Raw genomic sequence first — 18,592 nt, 5'->3', positions numbered from 1 at the left:
CAGCCGCTCATGGTCTCCCGGCTGCATCACCTCATTCACCAGCGTTGCGACTTCTCTACCGAGCAGGTCGAAGACTTTGAGTGTCACGTGGCTGACTGCTGATAGCTGATAGCTGATTGTCGTCGTCGGATTAAACGGGTTGGGATAGTTTTGTGCAAGATGGAACGCGTACGGTTGCTGCGAAGGGTCAGGCACTGATGTAAATGCCGGCCCCCAGCATGCAATGCGCTTCGCCAACACTCCACCGGCGGTTTCGAACCTCCCGCCAACGTAAAGAAGAGAGCCTGACGCGTACAGCGCTTCAACGACAGAGCTGGTTCCGGTGCCGAGGCGTGTCCATTCACTTCCGTTCCATTTTGCAATCTTGCTCGCGCTGTCGCCACCTGCGATGGAGAATTCACCGCCCGCGTAGAGGTCAGTTCCCCCTTGCCCGTTCGGCATCGCTGCAAGAGCGTAGGTTGCGGAATTGAGTCCGCTCCCAAGAGCCGACCAGGAGTTGCCGTCCCACTTGGCCACCTTTGAAGCATTGACGCCTCCGGCGATTGTAAAATGGCCGGCAGCATACAGGTCGGTTCCCACGGAAACAAGAGCGAAGATCTGTCCTCCCTCAGTACCGGAGCCGAGTGCTGACCACTGCCCCCCACTCCACCGGGCGATGTTATTCGCAGGTACAGTACCTGCATTCCAAAAGCCTCCGCCGACATAGAGGTCATCTCCAATAAATGCGATTGCATCAACCTGTTGGTTGAGACCGCTCCCGATGGTTTGCCACTCTGTTGACCATTGTGTGCCGTTCCATCTCGCAATAGATTCCGACCGTATTCCCCCTGCATAAACAAACGCCCCGCCGACGTAAAGATCTGTGCCGCGCACACCAAGTGCGAAAACATGACTCGACAATCCTGTCGTGAGAGAAGACCATTGGGCTCCATCCCACTTAGCAAGATAGTTAACCGTGATTCCGCCGGCCGTAGTGAATTTTCCTCCCGCGTACAGGTTGCTTCCGATAACTGCAAGTGCCCGCACTTCCGCGTTCGTTCCCGCGCCCAGCGCGTGCCATTGCGTCCCGTCCCATCGAGCAATATTCCTCGCGGGTACGCCGCCTGCTGTATCGAATATCCCTCCAACATAGATGTCGGTTCCCATCTGCGCGATTGCATACACCCAGTTGTCAGTGCCACTTCCCAACGCTGCCCAACTGGCAATGGAATCCAGTCTGGCCGGTGAGTGCGGCGAGAGGGAAGTAAAACGTTCTGATGCGTCTCCTTGGACTACGACGAAGCAAAACAGAAATAAGACAGAAAGAATATGTTTCATGGTTCTCTCCCTTGATCGAAAGTGAAAGACGAAAACGGCCCCTCGGTCTGATAGACTGACGAAAGCGAACAGCGGATACTAAGCGTGAGAGCCGTTTGGATTAGTTATGGTATGATGAAGAACAGATCGGGGAATATGCATGCATCTAAGCCTCGTGGTGGGGGAGAGGGTAAATGCACAGAAGGAACTGGCGAGGGTAGTTCCTGATAAAAGTTAGCCCGTTCCACGAAGAAAGTCAACAGCGGGCGGAGAAACCCGGCGGGAAGTGGTTGTTACCTCAGCCCGCCGTTGCGAGTTGTCACAAGCGAAGTGGGGCGCGAATAGTTTGCGTGTAATTTATCTCAACAGCAGGAGTTTCTTTGTTTGAACAAAGCCTCCCGACTTGAGTTGATAGAGATACACCCCGCTTGCCAAGCCTTCGGCATTGAAAACTCTCTCGTGTGTTCCCGGCTCCATCTTCTGATCCACCAGCGTTGCCACTTCTCTGCCGAGGAGGTCGAAGACCTTGAGAGTCACCAATCCGTTATCCACAATCCGAAATCCGATCACTGTGCTCGGATTGAACGGGTTGGGGTGGTTTTGAAACAACCAGAAGTCTGTCGGTAGCTCGTCATTTGTGAGAGTTGCCGACGTAATCTCCGACAATGACCTTCGCCATATTCCATCAGAAGTTGTTCCGGCAAAAAGGTAGATGTCATTGAAGGCAAGTGCCTGTATGTACAAATCTGTTAGACCAAGATGGATGGGTGTCCAACTTGCTCCATAGTCGGTAGAAGCGAAGATGCCATTTGTTGTCCCTGCGATCAGACTGATTCCTCTGACGGTGAAAGTTTGAACGCGAAGGTCGGAGAGCCCTGTGACGACTCTGGTCCATGTTTCACCGGCACTAGTAGAAAGATAGACCCCTATTGAAGGGTTGGGATATGAAAAGGAAGTTACGCCGGCAAAAAGTCTGGTCCCGATTACTGCGAGGGAACGCACCGTACTGGATGTCAATTCGTTAATTGTCGAAACCCAGCTCACACCTTGGTTGGTGGAACGACAGAAACCGTCTCCAGTCCCGACAAAGATCATTGTATCCTCTATAGCCAAAGAATAAATGTACATGGAAATCAGACCGGAATTTGCGGGTGACCAAGTCAATCCTGCATCCGTGGATTTGAAGACTCCGCTGCCATAAGTTCCCGCAAGAAGACTGCTTCCACTGCTGACAAGTGCTTGAATCGGGGTGGCAGGCAAACCCGAATCAGTCCGGATCCATCTGAGGCCGTTGTCTGTTGAACGAAAGACGTTTCCGGTGGTTGTTCCGGCAAACAGATTAACGCCCAGATAGGCAAAAGTGCTTACCCCGGCACTGCCGAAACCGGAATCGCTTGCACTCCAATAGCTTCCATTATCATCAGAACGAAAGACGGTTCCGCTTGAAATCCCGGCAAGCAAATAGGTGTCGGAAGCGGTAAGGGCACGGACACTGAACTTTGTCAACCCTGAGTTGACTTGAACCCAGCTCGAACCGTTGTCAGAAGAAAGAGACACACCCCCTGTGCTGCCTCCTTGAAGTCCCGCAAACACATTCCCTTGTTCTGTTGCGATTAGTGACTTGACCGGGTTTCCGGAGATTCCGGACAGGGACCAAGTTACCCCGTAATCAGTACTCCTGAACACTCCATTGCCGGTTCCTACGAAGAGGGTCGATCCATTGACGCCGAAGGAATAAATGAGCCGATTTGTTAAACCGGAATTGACCGCCACCCAGTTCATTCCATGATCGGTTGAGCGAAAAACTCCTTGGGAATTAACTGTACCAGCAAAGAGGCCAAAGTTTGAACTTATCAATGCTGGGATGTCCAGGTTCGTCAAACCGCTATTAACAGGATACCAGTCTCCACCGTTGTTGGTAGTGCGAAAAATCCCCCCCGAAGAAGTTCCTGCAAAAACATTGGCTCCTTCTACTGCGAGGGTTTGAACGTCAAGGCTTGCAAGCCCGGAGTTGACGGGACTCCAACTCATGCCATTGTTGGATGATAGAAAGACACCGGCAGAAGTTCCAGCAAACAGGTCGCTACCCTTTGTTGCAAGCGCACTTACGTAGGTCTCCGTCAATCCGGAATTGGTCTGCGCCCATGATGCCCCATGATCAGAAGAAAGGAGAACTCCGCTATCTGCAGTGCCTGCAAAGAAATAATTGCCAATTAAAGCAAAAGACTTCACGGAGATCCCCGCCTTCATCCGTGTCCAACTCATACCGTTATTAGCGGAGCGAAAGATACCTCCGTTGGTGGTTCCAGCAAAGACGTTTGTCCCGATGACGATAAGAGCAGGTACATCCTGTCCCATCGGTCGATAACACTGGATCCATTGTGAGTACGTCCGAAAGGGAACAGCCATGTTCAGAGTGCTGATTAGCGAAATTGCTACGACAAGTTTTCGCATTAGAGAATACATAAGAGCTTCCATACTGTTACTTCAAGATCAATGTTCTTTTTGTTTGTTCAAAATTGCCTGCACGAAGTCGATACAAATACACGCCACTCGCCAGTTCCTCAGCATTAAATACCCGCTCATAACTCCCCGGCTGCATCACCTCATCAACCAGCGTCTTCACTTCTCTGCCGAGCAGGTCGAAGACTTTGAGAGTGACGAATGAAGCATGAGGAATCTCGAATCTGATCGTCGTTGTTGGGTTGAAGGGGTTGGGGTAGTTCTGATGCAATGCGAAGGAGTACGACGGTAGTTCTTGTTCGGATTCTCCAACCGCCAAGATGATGCCGTATTCCACTCCGTTGATTCTCGCCCCGATCGTGTACACCGGGAAGTAGTTCTGGAATCGAGACGCATGAAAGACGGCGAATCCCATGCTGTCAGCATACGCCCAGAAATCGTATCCATAATTTCTTGATATCGTGACTATTCTTGCGTATCTGCCCAGCCAGATCGACCAATAATCTCCAACAACACAACCTTGTGGTGGAGGTCCGGGCAAACAACTGCCGACTGTCGAATCGAAATCAACGAGCATTGAATCGGGATACATAAACACCTGGGCGCCGGCCGTTCGCAAGTAGTTCCAGCCTCCGGGCGTCCATATCGTTCCACTGGCGGGTCTGGAGTAAGTCCTCATTGCAGCGTATTGTCTTCCATCCCCAAGGATTGTGTCTCTTTCAATCTTCATCAAGAAGTACCATTCTGGATTGCCTGATGACATTTGTACTACGGTCCAAGAATTGCCTACGGTCAGAGGAAAATGTCCTGAGACATCCTGGGTAGCAGTTGTGAAATGCCAGGGGGAGGCCCAGGCACTGGTACTATCACTACGAATCGTCCGGGTTCTCCAGAAATACGTTGTGGCGTACTGTAATCCTATTGCGCGAACACTTGTATCCGCGATGTTCGTGGTTTCAAAGAGGATATTGCTGAATATCGAATCGCTTGCAACCTGAACCGAGTACGCCACAGCCGATGTCACTTTTCTCCATACCAACATCGGGTTGATAGCTGTGTTGAGTTCACCATTGACAGGCGACACCGACTGTGGTGGAGCGAGAAGGGGAAATGTCGTTGTGAAATTCCATTTTGTGGACCACCCGCCCTCGCCCTCTTCAGGGTGTGTTCCGCGCAATCGCCAGTAAAGGGTTGTGGTGTATGGCAGGCCGAACACTTGCACTGAAGTATCTGCAAGGTTCCCGTTGCTGTACACAACTTGAGAGAAATTGGAATCTTTCGCAACAAAGAGCGCATACGAAGATGCGTTTACCGAGGAGTTCCATTTCAATACAGGATTTACCGGAATGTCAGTGGAGGCGTTTGGCGGCGCCAACTGAACGGGAGGCGTCGGTGCCCAGGTGAGGATTTCATTTCTTCTGAAAACTCCGCTGCTTAAGGTTCCCACAAACAACGATTGGGCGGGGAGGATGCTACGGATGATTGTTCCCGGCAACCCCCTCCTGATTTGCGTCCAGGTGTTTCCATTATCACTTGAACGATAGACAGTATTGTAGTAGGCAAAAACGTAGCCGAGCGTGTCAAACGCTATGCCGTCAATCCGGCTCATGTTTGACCCGTAGTTTATGGGAATCCAGTTGACACCTCCGTCCGTTGACCTGAACATGCCATTCGAGAAAGTTCCCGCGAAGATGTGCCCCTGCGAGTTGACCGCAAGGCAAGCCGGTTTAGGAGCGTTTCCTGCCTGAGTCCACGTCACGCCATTGTCGATTGACGAATACACCGAATTGTTCATTCCTGCGTACAGTTTACCAGTTCCGTCAATGACGATGTGCAGTCCATTAGTAGCCGTGGTCTGTTGCCACGAGTCGCCCCCATTCGTTGATTTGTAGATTCCTCTGACGGTTGACGCCGCATAGATCTCATTGTTATGGCCAAATGCAAAGCTGTGGACATCTCCCATCGTCGTATCGATGCTCTGCCATGTGTCGCCATTGTCTCGTGAACGCCACACGGAACGCCATCTCCCGACAAAAATATCTCCGTTGTTTGCAATCCCAATCGGCTTGAAAACAGCCTCGTTTGCTGTGCCGGAACCGATTGCTGTCCAGGAAGCCCCACTATCTGTTGATCGGAAGAGCTGATAGCCGTGGGCAAACAAATGACCCTGATTGTTCAAAGCCATTCCGTCTACCAAGGATGTAAGAGAAGTTGGCAGCCATGAGTTTTGAGCCTTGACAGGCGAGTTTGTCATCGCAATGAGTATAGCCAATGTGCCAACCCACGGTATCAACGGTATTCTTTGTTGAGTCGTTTTCATGATTGTTACTCTTTCACTCGAATTCTCAAATTGCGCAACGCTCTACTTTGAAGACTCCGGGAGGCAGCCTTGGTCATGTGCCGACTGGAGCGTGTCAGTTGGAGTTCGTCGTAGTATGTTGCGAGAAATTCGGGGCTCTTTTCAATAATGTAGTCGGTGACAATATCAAATGCATCGACCGACCGATCTTCCTCGCCCTCTGTCGCGGTCGATGGGGCGGCCTGCTTTGCAAATGGGAATTGATAGAAGTGCAGTACTTTGTGCCCGTCCTTCGCACCTTCGGTCGCCGGATCGATTCCTGCCGACTCGCCGAAAGTGAATACACGTGTATCAGCGGAGTCCTTCGCTTTCAATGCTTGCTCGGGCCCAAGGTGCAGAGCCGTTCTTGCGGCCTCTGGAGTTGCGACGTGCTTGTGTCGGGCCAAAGTCCTGGACCATTCAAGATATTGATCGGGGCGCATGTAGAACCCGCTCTTGATGGAGTCTGCGAAGTGATACATGATTGCTTCCATCGTTCCCCAGAGGGAAACAAAGTGTGCCGATGCGCCGTTGCGATGGAAGGTTTCGAGTTGGGCACCCCAGTTTTTGCACAGCGCTTCAGCGGGGTACCCCTTGGGATGTTGTTCATCAAATCCGTAACTGGGCCAATTGGATTCCGTGGCAAATCCTACCGGGTTGTTCCCACGACGGTTTTTCCAATTCCAATATCGTGCAAGCGTTCTACTGTAGTTTGCGGCGAATTCAAAGTTTGGCCTGTACTCCGCAATCTCGTCCGTGATAAAAAAATCGACCTTCTCAAGAAGAGGGGTTGGATCGTAGAATCCTCTGAAGATCAGCAGTCTGTCGTAGAACGAACCGAATTGCAAGCCGAACCTGAACCTGCGGTTTGCAGTTTTTGTGATTGTACACAGAGTGTCGAAGTAGTTCTTCAATTCGAGGGTCCGGAAATCAAGCCAATCCTTCCTGCCCTCGGGGAACCGGAACGAATGGTTCGGATCATGAGGCTGTTCGTGCCATCCAAACCTGCGCATCTGACGGCCGATGTCCTGAAAAGACACAAATGCCGATCCCCATGCCCTGTTAAGGGTGCCCAACTGTCTGTATTTCTTGCGGACGTACGAGATAAATGCATTGATTTCATGGGCACTGTACCCGCTCATCATCGTAACGTCGGTGAGTTTCCCGTTGACCTCAACGAGTGTATGTGTCGGGTACTCTGACTCGTCATCAACACTGATTGTTGGAACGATCAGCGTGATCTTGCGGGCGTAGGGGGAGCTGTTAAGATGGGCGACGACTGCCCTAAAAAAAGCCACTTGTGCTTTTCGAGCCTTTGGCGCACGGAAGTTCAGCATCCTGCGATATGATCGTTCCGGAAGATCCCAATAGGGACGGAGATAGTATGTGCTGTCGTATCGCTGATGGAAATCGTCAAATGAATACTCGCCGTACCAGGCGGGATTTATGACGTTCATACTCACTCGGATGTAGATTCCCAGACCGGCGGAATCGATGATCCGCAAGGCTCTATCCACCAGTTGCCAATTGAGGCGATGGCTTGCATCTTCAACTTCATGCCATCTAATACGCAGGTTAATAGCCGTTGCATGCCAGTCGGTTTTCATCCTGTGAAGCCAGTCAAGGTCGCACACAACTTGCGGGTCGGCGAGATAGACTATATCAAACTGCTGCTGACCAAAAAGCGGCAGTGTGGCAACAAGAATCAAGAGTGAAGCGGCCAATGTCTTCATACCTGTAGCGCTTTCTTATTCGTTGGAAATGTCTTGCTATCTGAGGAGCAGGAGCTTTCGCGATTGCACGGAACCTCCGCCTCTCAGTTGATACACATACACCCCGCTCGCCAACCCCTCCGCATGAAACACCCGCTCATAACTCCCCGGCTGCATCACCTCATCCACTAACGTTGCCACTTCTCTGCCGAGCAAGTCGAAGACTCTGAGAGTGACGAAGGATGACTGAGGAATTTGGAATTTGATTGTTGTCCTCGGGTTGAAGGGGTTGGGATAGTTCTGTTCAAGGGTAAACATAGTTGTAGCAGAACCTGTTTGTTGGATGACTTCTGTTGTTGTGCTGGTTGTCCTGAACACCCCGTCATCAGTTCCTGCAAAGAGGTAGCCGGAGGCGTCGGTAGCAAGGGATCTCACGGTGAGATCCGTCAATCCTTCGTTCATTATTGTCCAGGTTTCGCCGAGGTCTGTCGATCGAAACACACCCCCGCCCGCTGTACCGACAAAAAGATGTTCGCCTCTGTTGAATGCGAGGCAAAGAGCAACGCGTGACGGGAGGCCCGCATTCATTCCAGTCCAAAGCCCCCCATTGTTCGTTGAGCGATACACACCACTGTCATGTGCCACAAACGTGAAACCATTCTGCGAAAACGCCACCGCTCGAACTCCCGTGGCATTGGGAAGACCCGTGTGCACGGGAGTGCATCCCGAGCTTACGCTTCTTCTGTAGAACATTGCATAATAAGGAGAGTTTTGGGATGTGACACCGAAGAACTCGTTCCTCAAACTCCTTGCAAGAAAGCCAGGGTTGTCGAGACATGCACCTATGTCAACCCACGTTGACCCGTCATCGGTTGACCGATAGAAAGCTCTGAATGAGCCGGGATATGTGGCCCATTGTGCAGTGGCGTAGACGTTGCCGTTCGTGTCAACAGCTATGCCATTAATATACTTATCTACATGCGCAGACCAGCCCCATGTTGCCCCTTCATCTGTTGAACGGTAGATGCCAACCGTTGCACTGTAGAATACGGTGTTGTTGTTTTTCAATGTGATGCTGTGAGATGAATATGCAGTGGCGGATGTCTGAATCCAGTGTTCGCCGCGGTCTGTAGATCGGAACATGCCGCCGCCGGTTCCTCCCACGCCACCGGCACCGGGCCCACTACGGCCCGCGAGGACATAGCCACTCGGTGTAACTACCAAGGCTGTAACGGACGCCTTCTTGAATCCGCCATTGTTGGAAAACCATGATAAGCCTGCGTCTATCGTTGCAAAAACCCCGTTTTTTTCGGTTCCAATGAGCATGCTATCGTTTGCTAATTCAATGGCGGAGAGGACATTGTAGAAACTCTGCCCAAGTGATTGCCAGCTTATTCCATTGTCAGTTGATCTGTACACTCCACCCCCATATGTAGACGCAAGGACGTGATTCGTGGTAGGGTTCCCACTCAATCCATTGATTTGCCCGTTTGCAAGAGATGTTGGTAGCCAACTCATTCCATCGTCCGTCGAACGAAAGATCCCGCTACTTGTTCCGCAGAGCACATCCCCGTTTTCCGTAACAAGCAGGCTTGTGATACTCTGGGTAGGCAGTCCATTGTTACTGGGTGGCCAAGTAGAGCCGCCGTCGACACTGCGAAAGACGCCACGGCCGTTGCTTCCTGCAAGAATGCTATGAAGCGGCGTTTTGACTAGTGCGGAAAACGGAACATAGCCATTTAGGGATCCAACTTGATCCCAGCTGCCTCCGAAGTTGGTGGAGAGAAAAAGATAGCTAACGCCAACGCCGATAGGTTGCGTTCCCGCGACCACAGCAGCCTCGTTCACAAGGCAGATTGCGCTCACTCCGTAATTCGAAAGTCCTAGCTGAGCCCATGTATTGCCATTATCGTCAGAACGGAAGATGCCTTGTGATGCGCCTGCAAGAAGAGGGCCACCCGCCTTTCTTAAAAGTGTATAGATACTAAGGTTGTTCAATCCGCTGGGAGACCAATTTGAGTCACTGGTTGTTTTGCGATATAGGCCATCCCCTTGGAGGCCTACAAGAACGGGACTATCTGGTTCTGCAAATATCGTAAGCACTTTTGTGGGTTTTTCAGGGCCAGCCGTGGGCCTCCATGTGTATTGAGTGAATGATGGGAAAGAAAGCTGGAGACAGAGCCCGATACAAATGAGTCTAGCATTAAGCCTGTTCATTCTCAATCCTTGCTGGTGGCAAAATCATTGTTTCTCCTACATCTGTGGTATCAGGTGACACTATCTCAACAGCAGGAGTTTCTTTGTCTGAACAAAGCTTCCTGATTTGAGTTGGCAGAGATATACGCCACTCGCCAACCCCTCTGCATGAAACACTCGCTCATAACTCCCCGGCTGCATCACCTCATTCACCAGTGTCGCCACTTCTCTGCCAAGAAGGTCGAAGACCTTTAGCGTTACTAATCCGAAGTTGGCCCCGCCTGCCGGACGGGCAGGAATTCGAAATTCGATTTTCGTCGTTGGGTTGAATGGATTCGGATAATTCTGGAACAGCGTAAACTCCGCCGGAATCCCACCGGGTTCCCCAACGCTGGCAAAAGGACCAATTCTAACAAACCGCTGTCTGTTGCGTGAAACCGGGGCGAGGTCGGTTCCGAATGCCCCGGCACCCGGCTCGGGGTCTTCCTGATACACGAGGTTCGCTTGTAAGGCGGGATTCCATTTCGACATGCTCACGTATCGTTCATCGAGTGTCAGTGTATTTGATACATTGGATGGCGTTGCCCAAGTGAGTCCTCCATTCGATGACGACGTGATAAACACATCTGCATAGTTGAATCCCGCCTGCGATGTTTCGGGCATGAACGCCTGAAACGCTATCACAATATTCGATCCCGAAACGCCAATGGCGGGATATCCGACGGGGAACATGTTCGTCTGCCGTTTGCTTAACGTGTCAACAGCGCGCAACACCGACTCGTGTGGAACGGCAATCACAAAGCCAGTCCGCCCGCTGTAGAACCCGATGCCGGAGAAGCGATGCGTCGGAATGCCGTTCAGTTGTTTCGTTACCCCAAACGTGATCAGCGTGTCGCCGTTTATGAAGACGAGATCGAAGCCGGGAGTGATGACGAACGAATCCGATCCGGCGGAAATGACTTCGGGAAGCAGTTCGGTAAGACTTGCGGGCCACGTAACGCCGTTATCCGTCGACTCAAGCCATTGCAGCGGTGACGACGGAGCGGCAACGGCAATCCCGACTCTCCCCGTACCGTTTGCTTCAACAACGTACCCGTCGCTGACGAAGTCAGGTGTCAAACTACCCCACGGTTGCCAGTTGGTAAAGTCAGTGATTCTCGTCCGATGTGACGTTGTTGCCGCCGCTCTGCTTGCAAGCATCACAATGGAACCGTCGGCAGCTCCGGCAATCTCCGGAAAAATCGGTTCATCGCCACCGATGAGTGGAGGGGCGTTCAGCTCGGAGAAGGCGCCGCTTCCCACGGGATAATCTACATACACAACAGATTGCAACGACGCTGCAACAACGTTGTGGTTTGCAATAACCGCGGCATTGGCGGCTGTGCCTTGAAGAATGTCGAGCGAGGGGAAGCCTGACCTTCGTGCAGGGACCCGGATATCGTTGAACGTCGTCCACGTTGTGCCGCCGTCGGAACTGTAAGCGTATGCCGTTCGTCTGCTCGTGCTGACATTCAGCGAATCATCCGCCACCATCATGATAGCATGGATGGAAGATGTGCCGGGACATGCACGTATGTATTGCGGCGTTCGGTAGTTGGCTTGATAGTCGTAGAATCCGCTGATGCCGGTATAAGTGGAATAGGTCTGTCCGAAACCTGTTCCAACCGCCAGAATCAGAATTGTGAACGTGGCGAATATGCGAGTCATCGGAAATCTCCTTTGAAGATTACTGAATTAAAACCATTTTCTTCACAGCCGAATAGTTGCCGTTGTTCAGCCTGTAGAAATAGATACCGCTTGGCAATCCGCCCCCATCAAACGCCACCGACTTGAATCCGGCTTGCTGAATCCCATCCACCAATGTGGCAACTTCTCTACCAAGTAAATCAAAAACCTTGAGTGTAACATGGCCGGCTGCCGGAAGCTGATACCTGATTGTCGTCATTGGGTTGAACGGATTCGGATAGTTCTGATACAATGCATAAGCCGCAGGTTTCGCTTCGCCTTCTTGCACGTCTGTAATCATCACTGTAAAAACCGAGCCGTAGAGTTTCCACGAGTTGTTGGTGACACCTTCCCACGCCACCCAAATCCGAACGTAGGGATACGACCACACTCCGGGAGAAATATCAGGATTGAAGTATGTTGTGAGAGATGGCGGATTGAATGTAGATGTTACCATTCCTCCCCATGATGAAACGGCTATGCCGTCGCCCAACGTCGGCGAATTGGTTCGCCACGTTCCGGCAATATGCCACATGAGCGGCGTTGATTGAGTGGTGATGGGAATGGGCGTATTGTTTACTGCAGGCGAAGAATTAATTCCTTGGGCCTGATTGGGCGAAAGAGTCTCAATCGCCTCAAGTTGGAGAGAATCGTTGCGAAAGCCAAACCCTCTTGATACCACTACCCTGTAATCTCCGTACGTTTTGCTCCAGCAGACTGAAAGTGGCGCCCATGACATTGCTGGCTTGAAGAACGACGGTTGTCGGTTGTCGCCTGAATAGGCGAGCGTGTCCGGCAGCCGCCAAACGCCCCCGCGCTTTGTTGAGTTGTAAATGGCGTAAGTGGTGTCAGGAGCCTTTCGCTTTGTCCAGACAACCACCGGGTACGCATTGTCGTACGTGAGTTTGGGATTCGAATTAAGCGAATCTCCGGTCGGCGTGACGTATTCGGGCCACGACCAGACTCCCGCTGAGTAGCGCGAATACATGATGCGTCCGCGGCGTTCCCACACAATGCCGGCACCGCTATCGTGCGGAGCAAGATGCGGATTGCGATCGCCCGCAAAGTCGAGCGTGATAGGCGACTGTTGATTCCACACGCCATTATCCCACGTGGTGTACATGAGAATTCCGCCCGGCATCGGGTACTCATCGCTTTCCCACGCGAGAATGAGCATCAGGCGCTGCGTGCCGGGAACTCGCGTGTACGTGATTGTCGGGTTGGCAAAGGCAGCAGAATCATTCGGCACGCAGTAGAGTGTATCCGACCACTCTGTTCCATTATTGCGTGTCCGTCGCACGCAGATACTCCTGTTGTTGCGAACAAACGCCAGGGCCTCCTCCCTCGGCTGCGCTATGCCGTAGTCGAAAATATAGTTGGCGAATGTCGGATGACGTTCGCTGAGAGAGTCCCGGCTGATCACAACGGGGGGTGTCCAATCGGTTTGCGCGGACGCGCCGTTGAAAACCAAGGGCACGCAACAGAGAGAAAAGAGAATGGCCGCCGCTCTACCTGATGAGAAACATCTTTCTTGTAGCATTATAGCCTCCGGCTTTCAATTGATAGAAGTACATACCGCTTGCAAACTCTGCCGCATTCCAAACCACCTCATGGTGCCCGGCGTGTTTTGCTTCATCCACCAACGTCGCCACCTCTCTGCCGAGCAGGTCGAAAACCCGTAGGGACGTATGGCCATACGTCCCTACAGTGAAACGAATCGTTGTTGTCGGATTAAACGGATTCGGATAGTTCTGCTCCAACACAAACTCCGCAGGCTGACCTTCCTCAGCAACCGACGTCGTTCCCCCTGTTCGCGTGTGAAGGATTGTGCCGTTCCACCCTGCCGCCCAACCCGTGTTGTTGTCGAGGAAGAACACCGACCAGAGGTTGCTCGTCACTCCGCTGGATTGTGGGATCCATTCATTCCCGGCATTCTCCGTTTTCAGGATTGTGCCCGCAAACCCGACGGCCCAGCCGGTGTTGGGAGTGGGGAAATGCGTACCGACGAGGCGTTCAACAATACCGCTGGATTGCGGCAACCAGGTTTGTCCCCCGTCGGTGGTGTGCCTGATGGTGCCGTTGAAGCCTACGGCCCATCCGTTGAGCAGATCGGTGAAGTACGTGCCGAAGAGCCAGTTGCTTGTGCCGGCATCTTGCGGCGTCCAAGTAACGCCCGCGTCCGTAGTTCGTAACACTGTACCTTCCGATGCACTTCCACCTACGGCATACCCGATAAGCGAAGTGGCGGAGATGGGGAAGCACACGGTGCTGAGCGTGTTCGATATGCCTGCGTCAACCGGATTCCATTGCGTACCGCCATTCGTGCTGCGCAAGACAAGTCCGTTGCTGCCGACGATGATGCCGTTCGCCAAGTCGGTGAATGTGATGGAATACAGGTACTCGTTGAAACCGCTCGCCTGCGAAAACCACGCAGCACCTGCATTTGTTGTTTTGCGGATTGTGCCGTTCTGCCCGACCGTCCACCCCGTATTGGCATCTATGAAGAAAATGGAATAGAGGAAGTTGGTCGTGCCGCTTGACTGGGGCAACCAGGTTGTTCCTGCGTTGGTTGTTTTCAGGATTGTTCCACCCTGCCCAACAACCCAGCCGGTGGTGCTTGACACAAAATATACAGAGTAAAGGAAGTTTGATGTGCCGCTGTTTTGCCGGACCCAGCCCGCGGTTTGAGCGACACCGGACCCGTCAACAAATATCAAGCATAATAGGACGATAAGTGTTCTCATTACGGTACCTCCTTTACTCTGTCTGGAAATAATACACAGCCTTACTTCAGCAGCAACATCTTCTGAACGCGCATAAATGTTCCGGCTTTTCCGCTTGTCGGCTTTGCTTCCATCCGGTAGAAGTAGACTCCGGTCGCCACATTATTTCCCGCCCGGTTCGTTCCGTTCCACATGGCAGTATGTGTCCCATGCGTCCGGACTTCCTCCACCAGCGTTGAGATTTCCTGGCCGAGAATGTTGTAGATCTTGATCGTTACGAGACTCGGAACGGGAAGCTGGTATCGGATCGTGGTAGTGGGGTTGAACGGATTGGGGTAATTCTGAAAGAGGGCAAACTCCTCCGGTCGGGAGTCTCCGTCAATGCCCAACACAATGGTCGGGTTGAATGTCCAAGTATCGGCGGAGGTCATGACTTTACGGGCGAGAATGAGAAACTCATCGCCTGTAAAGAAGTTGGTATTGTCCGCCCGCGTCACCGTTCCCCACCACATAACAGGGAGCGAGTTATTGAGCGCATCAACCATCAACGCCGGATCGGGAGTGTCTCCGGTATAGTCACGGCCGAAGATGAAGAAGAACTCACGAACCTGGTTGTTGCCGACCACTGTATTGGCGGGAGGCGGCCAGTACAATCCGTCAACGAGTCCGGCTGAAACGTTGTTCTCGTGGAAGCCGACCGCAAGCCGCCGCGGGGGATTCGCATCAATATCCCACGCCGAGAAGGGGACCCCTTTCTTATAGTCTTGGTAGGCGTACCCTGCTGACGGGTTTACGATGTACGGCGCAAACTCCGGCAAGGCAGGCGCTGCTGTTGCCGCGCGCAGGTACCTGTACGCATACGACATGTTCGGATCTGTTGTAGTTTCCCTGTTCCACCCGCCGTATGGGAAACCGGTGTTGAGGTTACTTCCCGAACCGGACGCGGCTGTCGCAAGCTTGATGATCACATTGCGCAACTCCCTTGCATGCAGGCCTTTCGCCGGGGCTATGCCAAAAAAGTAAGAAGGGTCGTACCAGTCAATCGTTCCGCCAAAACCTTCAAAGGAAGTCCATTCACCCCCGATTGAACTGAACCGCAATGTGCCGTTCGGTACATCCCAGCCTCGTATGCCGCCCCGTGTTTCGAGTGTTCCCAAGCGGATGCGGAACCCGTCCGTGACCGGGATGTTAAATCCGGTTGTATCGGGCAGCGGACTCCTGTTAATAAGAATGCTTCCCGAGGTGGAGTCTTTTAACATGAAGCGGGCGACTTCTCCGTTCAACGAATCAACTCCCCGTATCAGATAGAGATGATTCTGAATCGCCGCCGGGTTGACAATCACTACTTCGGGACTGCCGCTTGCTTGGCCGGTAATGTGATTCAGAGCCGCACGCGGCAACTGGAAACCGTACGGATAGACCATCATGCCAATTCTTCCCGTCCACCGGTTGAAGTTGGCATCCTCCATTTGAATCTGGATTGAAAAAAGACTGTCCGGATAGTCGGGCGGAATTTTGACTGAGAAGAACGACGATGGCTCGGACGGATTGTAGGTCATGCTATCCGTTGAACCGGCGGGAAGAAGGGGGATAGTCCGGGTCTTCCCGTCGAACTCGGACAACGGCGTGACTCTCAAACCGCTCAACTCGCCTGCTGCCTGATTGACGGTCGAGAATCCGAATCTCACAATCTCACCCGGATTGGCCCGGCCATCGTTGTTGGTGTTGTCAGCGAACACGCGGAGATTGCTAAAAGAGAGGGGGCCGAGGGTGGTGATTTGGGTGAGGATTCCCTCCCACACAAAACTGCCGCTGCCCGTTTCCGAAACCGTGAGTTGTGCTGAGAGTCCTTGTTGCTGGCGACTGATGGTAAGTTCATTTGTCCATCTTCCGTCTCCCGCAAGCGTATCGCCGTGCGTGCCATCGTCGTAGAGCGGGAAAGACCCGATTATCGTGCCGGATGGTGTCAGGAGTGTCGCGGTAATGGACTGTGCCGGAATTCCCCTCGCATCTGCGTGCAATCTCACTGTCGCTTCTGTCGGGTTTGGGTACGTTACAGCGCTTGTTGCCAACGGGGGCTTCGAGCCAAGAAGATGCTGCACCGACGATTTCGCCACCCGCGCATGTGCTTTCATTGCACTAATGCTCGAAAGGCGGTCGGCGCCTATGCCGCCTGTGTTTGCCATGATCACCTCTTGCGTATCACCGGGGGCAAGGCGGAAGGGGCCGGTGTTGACTATAATGCGGCGGTCGCCGAGAATGTATGAATATGTGGTTCCCGCACCATCAATAAATCCTGTACCATGGACTGGGTCGCCATTGAGCGGAAAGAACGACACCGGCTCACCCGGAGGATGTGGGTAATGCAAATCCAATTGCCAGTTGGGCAAAAACCCCCTGAGCAATTTCCACCATTGGAGAGCACCATTGTACGAAGGAGGTGGGTCAACATATGGATTGCCGCTGGCGAAATATGCAAATGATGTCATCGAGAGATTCCTTCTTCCCTGCCACCGACGGAAGTTGTAGATGCCCGTGTCACCGGGCATGCCCGGGACAATGGGGCCTTGTGCTATCGAATAGCCGAAGGCAGGGGGAGGGAGGTTGAGTTGGGCAAATTGTGCATCCAGTGCGTGGCCATTATAAACATATCCCATTTTGACAACCGTGTCGCATCCTGCAAGGTCGTCGGCGAAGTTGCCAAGATCAGGGTCGGACCATTGTGCAATGTACATCGAATCAATGTACAGCGAACCCATGACCCCGCCTCCCCGGTCAACGCCTCCTTTGTTGATAAAGCGGATGCGCTTGAAGTAGGTTTGTCCGAGAGCGTCGGTTCTCTTGTATCCCCAAATTGTAACCTGCGCTTCCAGACCCAGTGGTTCGGAGCCGTAGAAGCTTGTTGAGATGGCCCTGTTGAGATCGTTGAAGACAGTCCAGATCACCTGATCGGCAGGGAAGCTCGTGTTCACTCCCGCGAGGCCCGGTTCGTCGTAGTATCCCGGGATAAGACTGTCAACAGTGAAGTTCGGGCTGAAAGGGGGCGGAGGTTGGTAGCCGGGCTGTCCGTTGCGTTCAATATACGGCGCGCCATATTCCACGGGCCACTCCATCCAATCGATTTGATATTGTGTGGAGATGGAACTGATCTGAAAAGGCGTTACGTCGGCAAACGGGACTTCAAAATATTCCGACGCATCGCGGCGCAGTTCATCCTGTGACATTTGCGCGTAGTCCCGCCGAATCCGGAAGATGCGAACCTCCGGATCATTCGGATTTGCCGGAACGGCATCCGGGCCGAAACCAATTACGCGTCCGGCCTGCGTACCGACATTGTAGGTTGCCCCGCCAATGCGGATAACCTGGGTGGGATGCGGGATCGTGTAGTCCGCGTCAAGATACGCCTTCCCCCCCCACACAAATCCATCCTGGTACACCACCCAGCGTGTTCCCCGCGGGTAGTACACGCCCTCCGCACCGGTGGGCGCGTGATTCGACTGCCCGTCCCTTCTCATCCACGTCGTAATGTTGTTGATGTTGAGAAGGGAATAGTGGGGAAGTCCGAGCTGGTTGAACGTACTTCCCGGCGTGCTTCGGCTCTTCTGCGGCTTCTCACCCCAAACCGCCGAAGGAAGAACCAGGCAAAGGATGAAAAGCAGTGTGTAGAGTTGCTTCATTTGTACCTCCTATAATTCTTGGTGACTACATGCGTTGCATCCTATACTAGACGGGCAACGTGGCGTTATCTCACCAACAAAAACTTTCTTGTCTGAACAAAACTCCTGGCCTTCAGCTGATACAGATAGACTCCACTTGCGAGGTTCTCGCCGGAGGCGGATCCGCCTTTCGCGGAGAACACCCGCTCATACCTCCCCGGCTCCATCACCTCATTCACCAGCGTCGCCACTTCTCTGCCGAGCAGGTCGAAAACCTTGAGCGTCACCAATCCGTAATCCGCAATCTGAAATCCAATGGTCGTCACTGGGTTGAACGGGTTCGGATAATTCTGTTCCAGTGAGAATGTCGACGGAAATCCATCAGTCTGTCGATCCACGCTCAAACTACCCTCCACGAAAAGGTGCAGGGGGCGGCTATAGATTTCCAGAACGGGCACAATGCTGCTCGTTACCCGGCATACG

Annotated in this window: 10 protein-coding genes; all 10 read right to left on the bottom strand. The window is 52.8% G+C overall.

Annotated features, from left to right (window positions below; all coding sequences use genetic code 11):
- The coding region (locus KF749_17520; GenBank protein ID MBX2992954.1) for a T9SS type A sorting domain-containing protein at positions 1 to 1,317 on the bottom strand (1,317 nt) is incomplete at its 3' end.
- A gap of 336 nt (positions 1,318 to 1,653) precedes the next feature.
- Positions 1,654 to 3,705: a T9SS type A sorting domain-containing protein gene (locus tag KF749_17515; protein MBX2992953.1), complete on the bottom strand. Its 2,052-nt coding sequence runs from the start codon at positions 3,703 to 3,705 to the stop codon at positions 1,654 to 1,656.
- A gap of 73 nt (positions 3,706 to 3,778) precedes the next feature.
- Positions 3,779 to 4,351, bottom strand: a complete 573-nt coding sequence (locus tag KF749_17510) for a T9SS type A sorting domain-containing protein (protein ID MBX2992952.1) — start codon at positions 4,349 to 4,351, stop codon at positions 3,779 to 3,781.
- A gap of 1,733 nt (positions 4,352 to 6,084) precedes the next feature.
- Positions 6,085 to 7,830, bottom strand: a complete 1,746-nt coding sequence (locus tag KF749_17505; protein ID MBX2992951.1) for a beta-galactosidase — start codon at positions 7,828 to 7,830, stop codon at positions 6,085 to 6,087.
- A 36-nt stretch (positions 7,831 to 7,866) separates the two neighbouring features.
- Positions 7,867 to 9,228, bottom strand: coding sequence for a T9SS type A sorting domain-containing protein (locus KF749_17500; protein MBX2992950.1), 1,362 nt, complete (start codon positions 9,226 to 9,228; stop codon positions 7,867 to 7,869).
- A gap of 858 nt (positions 9,229 to 10,086) precedes the next feature.
- Positions 10,087 to 10,737: a T9SS type A sorting domain-containing protein gene (locus KF749_17495; protein ID MBX2992949.1), complete on the bottom strand. Its 651-nt coding sequence runs from the start codon at positions 10,735 to 10,737 to the stop codon at positions 10,087 to 10,089.
- Positions 10,738 to 11,731: 994 nt separating this feature from the next.
- Positions 11,732 to 12,469, bottom strand: a complete 738-nt coding sequence (locus KF749_17490; GenBank protein ID MBX2992948.1) for a T9SS type A sorting domain-containing protein — start codon at positions 12,467 to 12,469, stop codon at positions 11,732 to 11,734.
- A 769-nt stretch (positions 12,470 to 13,238) separates the two neighbouring features.
- The gene (locus KF749_17485; GenBank protein ID MBX2992947.1) at positions 13,239 to 14,474 is read right to left on the bottom strand and encodes a T9SS type A sorting domain-containing protein; all 1,236 of its coding nucleotides are present in this window, start codon (positions 14,472 to 14,474) and stop codon (positions 13,239 to 13,241) included.
- 41 nt (positions 14,475 to 14,515) lie between these two features.
- Positions 14,516 to 18,130, bottom strand: coding sequence for a T9SS type A sorting domain-containing protein (locus tag KF749_17480; protein ID MBX2992946.1), 3,615 nt, complete (start codon positions 18,128 to 18,130; stop codon positions 14,516 to 14,518).
- 65 nt (positions 18,131 to 18,195) lie between these two features.
- A partial coding sequence (locus KF749_17475; protein MBX2992945.1) for a T9SS type A sorting domain-containing protein occupies positions 18,196 to 18,592 on the bottom strand: 397 nt, incomplete at its 5' end.

The organism is Bacteroidota bacterium, assembly GCA_019637975.1.
Classification (GTDB): domain Bacteria; phylum Bacteroidota; class Ignavibacteria; order UBA10030; family UBA6906; genus CAADGV01.
Note: the sequence above shows the minus strand (reverse complement) of the source record. Positions and strands in the feature narration are given on the sequence as shown.